The organism is Thermogemmatispora sp. (assembly GCF_019683755.1).
Classification (GTDB): domain Bacteria; phylum Chloroflexota; class Ktedonobacteria; order Ktedonobacterales; family Ktedonobacteraceae; genus Thermogemmatispora.
The window spans coordinates 1-5,313 of the sequence record NZ_JADGHT010000323.1; the positions used below are offsets into that span (position 1 = coordinate 1).

Genomic DNA, 5,313 nt, shown 5'->3' on the forward strand with positions numbered 1-5,313 from the left:
CAGATGCGCGATAAGTTCGGCCTCGAGTTCCGCATTCTCGATAGCGAGCGCATGCGCCGCCTCCGCCGTGAGCGCGGCCTCTATGTCAATCCCTGGACCCACTTCCCGCGCCTGATTACCTCGATCGATTTTCTCAAGCGCGAGCGCATGCTTAATCTCTTTAGCGAGGCGGTCGAGGCTCAAAGGGCCGAGGCAGCAGAAGATGCGGAACAGGCCGAGGAGCTGCCTCCTCAGCGGCAGGCTCCCCCCGGCAAAAAGTCCAGGCTCAAGGAGCAGAAGCGCAAGAAGCCGGCCTATATGCGGCCTTTCGATCTGCTGATTGTCGATGAGGCCCATAATGTGGCCCCCGCTGGGCGCGGCCTCTATGCCACCGATTCGCAGCGCACGCGCGCTCTGCGCCGTATCGCTCCCCACTTTGAACATAAGATTTTCATTTCGGCTACGCCTCATAATGGCTACCCTGAGAGCTTTACCGCCCTCTTGGAGCTGCTCGATCCTCAGCGCTTCGCGCGCGGCGTGCCTGTGAATCCAAAGCAGTTGCATCAGGTGATGGTGCGCCGCTTGAAATCCGATCTGCAGGCCTGGGATGGGGCGCCGCGCTTCCCTCAGCGCCGCCTGGAGCCGCTGGTCGTCTCCTATACCGAGGAGGAGCGCCACCTCCATCGCTTGCTGCAGAAATATGGGCATCTGCGCCTGGCCCGCACTCAGGAGAACAGCGAGGAGCGCCTGGCCGCCGAGTTCGTGCTGAAGTTGCTCAAGAAGCGCCTCTTCTCTTCTCCCCAGGCCTTTTATCTGACGCTGAGCCAGCATCGGGAGACGCTGACGGGCCTCTCTTCTGCCGGCTCGCCCGGGCGCGGACGCCAGCGCCCCGGTGTGCTGCGCCGGCAGCTTGAGGAGCTGGAGGAGGAGAGCGACGATGATGCCGTTCTGGAGGAGGTCCAGCAGGCCGCACTGGAGGAGGCCAGCCGTGTGCTCTCTCAGCCTACTCCTGAGGAGCTGCACTTGCTCGATGAGTTGGTGACCCTGGCTGAGAAGGCCTGCGCTCAGCCCGATAGTAAGGCCCGCGTCTTGATGGATTGGCTGCGCCAGACGCTCTGTCCCGACGGCCCCAGCTCCTGGTGCGCTGAGCGCGTGATTATCTTTACTGAATATCGCGCTACGCAGAAGTGGCTCTACGAGCTGCTGAACCGCAACCACCTGGCCCAGGGTGAGCGTCTGCTCTTGCTCTACGGCGGGATGCCCCTGGCCGAGCGCGAGCGCGTCAAGGCGGCTTTCCAGGCCGATCCCCAGCAGTCGCCGGTCCGTATCTTGCTGGCGACCGATGCCGCGTCCGAGGGTATCGATCTGCAGAATTATTGTCATCGCCTGGTCCATTATGAGATTCCCTGGAACCCGATGCGCCTGGAGCAGCGCAATGGGCGCGTCGATCGCCACGGCCAGCGCGCCGCTGAGGTGAATATCTATCATTTTGTTAGTAGTAAGTATCGCGATGTGCCGCCGGGGGCGCTGGAGAGCTTTATGGTCGGGGAGTTGGAGGATGATCTGGAGTTTCTGGCCCATACGCTGCGCCGCGTGGAGGCTATCCGGACCGATCTGGGCAAGGTGGGGCCGGTGATCGCTGAGCAGGTGGAGGAGGCGATGTTAGGCCGCCGCCGCACGCTGGATACGCGCCGCGCTGAGCAGGAGGCGGCTCCTCTGCGGGCGCTGCTACGTCAGCAGGAGCGCCTTGAGGAGCGCGTCCGTCTGCTCCATGAGCGCTTGCAGCAGAGTGAGCGCGAGCTGCAGATTACTCCTGAGAATGTGCGGGCGGCGGTGTCGGTGGCGCTGGAGCTGGCGAAGCAGCCTCCTCTGCGTCCGGTGGAGGTGCGCGATCCCCACGGCGCGCGCCCGCCATTGCAGGCTTTTGCGGTCCCGTCTCTCTCTGGCAGTTGGGCCGCTTGTAAGGAGGGCCTGGCCCATCCGTTTACGGGCGAGGAGCGCCCGCTGGTCTTTAATCACGTTCAGGCTCGTCAGCGCGATGATGTGGTGCTGGCGCATTTGAATCATCGCCTGGTGGCGATGTCGCTGCGCTTGCTGCGCGCTGAGATCTGGTCGTCCGGCGAACACCGTAAGTTGTTCCGCGTGACGGCCCGCCTGGCTCAGGCCCCTTCTTCGGCTCAGCCTGTGGTGGTGGCGCATGCGCGCCTGGTGCTGCTCGGTGGCGATAGTCAGCGCCTGCATGAGGAGCTGCTGGTCGCCGGCGGGGAGCTGCGTCCGGGGAGGCTGGTCCCTCTTGCTGAACGGGAGTTGGAGTATTGGCTCTCGCGGGCTACGCCTGTGCTGGCTTCTGAGAAGGATCGCGCTCGCTTGCAGAAGGTCTGGCCCGCTTGCCGCGAGCCGCTCCTTCAGGCCCTGCAGGCTCGGATGGCGGAGCGCTTGAAGTGTTTGCTCCGCTCGCTCAAAGAGCGCGAGAAAAAGGAAATGCGTGATATGCGCAATATTCTTAATGAGCTGCGCCGCTCGATTGAGGCGGAGCTGGCGCAGCCTTCGGTGGCTCAGCTTGAGCTGTTCTCGGATGTTGAGCGTCAGGAGCGTGAGTACAATTATGCGGCCCTGCGCCGCCGTTTGCAGCAGATCGATCTGGAGCTTGAGCAGGAGCTTGAATTGATCCGCCATCGCTTTGAGAATCCGCAGCCGCGCCTCTTCCCGGTGGCGCTGACGTTCTTGATCCCGGAGCATCTGGCTTCGTGAGGCCTGGTCTGGCCTGGTCTGGTCTGACCTGTCGGGGGCGGGGTGGGCCGCGGCTCTCTCGCTGCTTGCGCTGGCCTCCTTTGGCCTTTCGGGCTGCCTCGGCGCCAGGCCGCTCGCTCTGGCTCGTTGCTGGGAATGCTCGCGTCTCTCTGCTCTCGAATAAACTGGTTGAGCGCTCTGGGGCCGCGCCCGGTTGGCTGATCTGGCTGGCTGGCTGGCACTGGCCGCACCCGCCGGAGCGGCTTGCTCCCCGGTGGGGCGCTTCGCCCCCTCCTCAACCAGCCGGCAGTTGTTGTCTAGGTTAGGAAAGGTGGCTGCTGTATGTCCGTTGCTCGTCAGCATGCTGAGTGGCTGTCGTTGTTGGAGATTTCCGGCCCCTTTTTGAGTCTGGATGTGGTGCAGCGGGTCTTTCCCCAGGGCCTGGATATGGCGCGGGATGAGGGGGAGGTGCGCCGCCATCTGCGGGAGGCCTATCAGGAATGGGCGGCGCCCGAGTCGGGTTGGCGTGTGGAGCCGCGCTTGCATCAGCTCTGGCTGCGTTTTGTGCTGACCGAGGTGCTGGGCTGGCGCCCGGAGTGGCTGGCTGAGGGGGAGCGCCTGCCGTCCAATCTGCAGGCGCCGGCGCCTGATCCCGATCCGACCTGTACGGAGGTGCTGCGCCCCGATCTGGCTCTGCTGGAGCCGGATTCGGGTCGCCCGCGCGTGCTGGTGCAGTTCTGGCCGCCGACGCAGTCGCTGGAGAAGGCTCTGCCTAAGGCTCGCTGGCTTGCTTCGCCGGCGACGCGGATGATGGAGCTGCTGCATGCCTGCAATGTGCGCCTGGGCCTGGTGACGAATGGGGAGCGCTGGATGTTGGTGCATGCGCCGCGCGGTGAGACGACCGGCTATGTGACCTGGTCGGCCCCTCTCTGGTTGGAGGAGCCGCTGACGCTGCGCGCTTTCCGCGCGTTGTTGTCGCCGGAGCGCTTGTTCGGTGTCCCGGCTGAGGAGACGCTGGAGGGCTTGCTGGAGCAGAGTGCGGCCTATCAGCAGGAGGTGACGACGCAGCTCGGCTATCAGGTGCGCCGTGCGCTGGAGGTGCTGGTCCATTCGTTGGATGAGGTGGACCGCGATATGGATCGTGAGCTGTTGCGCTCGGTGTCGGAGGAGCGTTTGTTTGAGGCGGCGCTGACGGTGATGATGCGCCTGGTGGTCTTGCTGTCGGCTGAGGAGCGCGGGCTGTTGTTGCTGGGGAATGCGATTTATGATCAGAATTATGCGGTGTCGACGCTGCAGGCGCAGTTACGTGAGTTGGCCGATCAGGTGAGTGAGGAGGTGCTGGAGCGCCGCTTTGATGCCTGGTCGCGCTTGCTGGCGACCTTCCGTCTGGTCTATGCCGGCTCGCCTCTCCCGGAGCTGGAATTGCCCGCTTATGGTAGCCCGCTCTTTGATCCTGATCGCTTCCCGTTCCTGGAGGGCCGCCCCGAGGGGTCGCAGTGGTATCGGACGCCGGCCCGCCCTCCGCGGGTGCATAATCGGACGGTGCTGCATTTGTTGGAGGCGCTGCAGTTTTTGGAGGCGCGCGGGCTGGATGGGTCGCTGGAGCGGCGCCGCGTCTCGTTCCGCGCTCTGGATGTGGAGCAGATCGGCCATGTCTATGAGGGCTTGCTGGATCATCAGGTGCGTCGCGCGCAGGAGCCGATTCTGGGTCTGGCCTGGCCGCGCCGCCGCGAGTGTGAGGTGCCGCTGCGTCGCCTGGAGGAGGAGCTGGCGAAGGGCCGTGAGGCGCTGCTGAGCTTTCTGGCTGAGTGTACGGGGGCTGAGGTGTCGGCGCTGGCTCGCGCCCTGGATCGCCCGCCGGAGCAGTGGCCGTTCCGTCTCGATCATTTGCGGACGGCTTGCGATAATGATGAGACGCTCTTTGTGCGGGTGCGTCGCTTCGGGGGGCTGTTGCGGACGGATACGTTCGGGAGGCCGCTGGTGATTTTGCCGGGGTCGTTCTATGTGACGGAGGGGCCGGAGCGCCGTGTGACGGGGACGCATTATACGCCGCGCTGGTTGACGGAGGAGCTGGTGCGCTTTACGTTGGAGCCGCTGGTCTATGCGGGGGTGGCCGAGGGCCGCCCGCCGGAGGAGTGGCGCTTGCGTTCGCCGCGCGAGATTCTGGGGCTGCGGGTCTGCGATTTTGCGATGGGGTCGGGGGCGATTCTGGTGCAGGCTTGTCGCTATCTGGCGGAGCGCTTGCAGGAGGCCTGGCGGGCCTGCGAGGCGGCTGAGGAGGCGGCGGCGCTGCGGGAGGGTCGCGCTCCGCGCCGTCTGTCTTTGTTGGGGGTGCCGCTGCCGGAGGAGGCTGAGGAGGCCGAGGCGCCGGAGGCGCTGCCGCCGGAGGCGGCGGAGTTACCGTCGCTGGCGGCGCTGACTCCTGATGGGCGCCCGCGCCGTCAGGAGCTGGATGAGCCGCTGCCGGAGGAGGCTGAGGAGCGTGAGGCGCTGGCGCTGCGCCTGGTGGCGGAGCATTGTCTCTATGGGGTCGATCGCAATCCGTTGGCGGTGCAGATGGCGCAGGTGTCGCTGTGGTTGGTGACGATGCGCCGCGGGCGCCCG

At 65.3% G+C, this 5,313-nt stretch carries 1 protein-coding gene and 1 pseudogene; both read left to right on the forward strand.

Features of this window, described 5'->3' with window-relative positions; all coding sequences use genetic code 11:
- On the forward strand, positions 1–2,730 hold a 2,730-nt coding region (gene drmD, locus IRZ24_RS16375), incomplete at its 5' end, for a DISARM system SNF2-like helicase DrmD (protein WP_297166424.1).
- 321 nt (positions 2,731–3,051) lie between these two features.
- A pseudogene (locus IRZ24_RS16380) lies at positions 3,052–5,313 on the forward strand (type IIL restriction-modification enzyme MmeI); the annotation flags it as partial.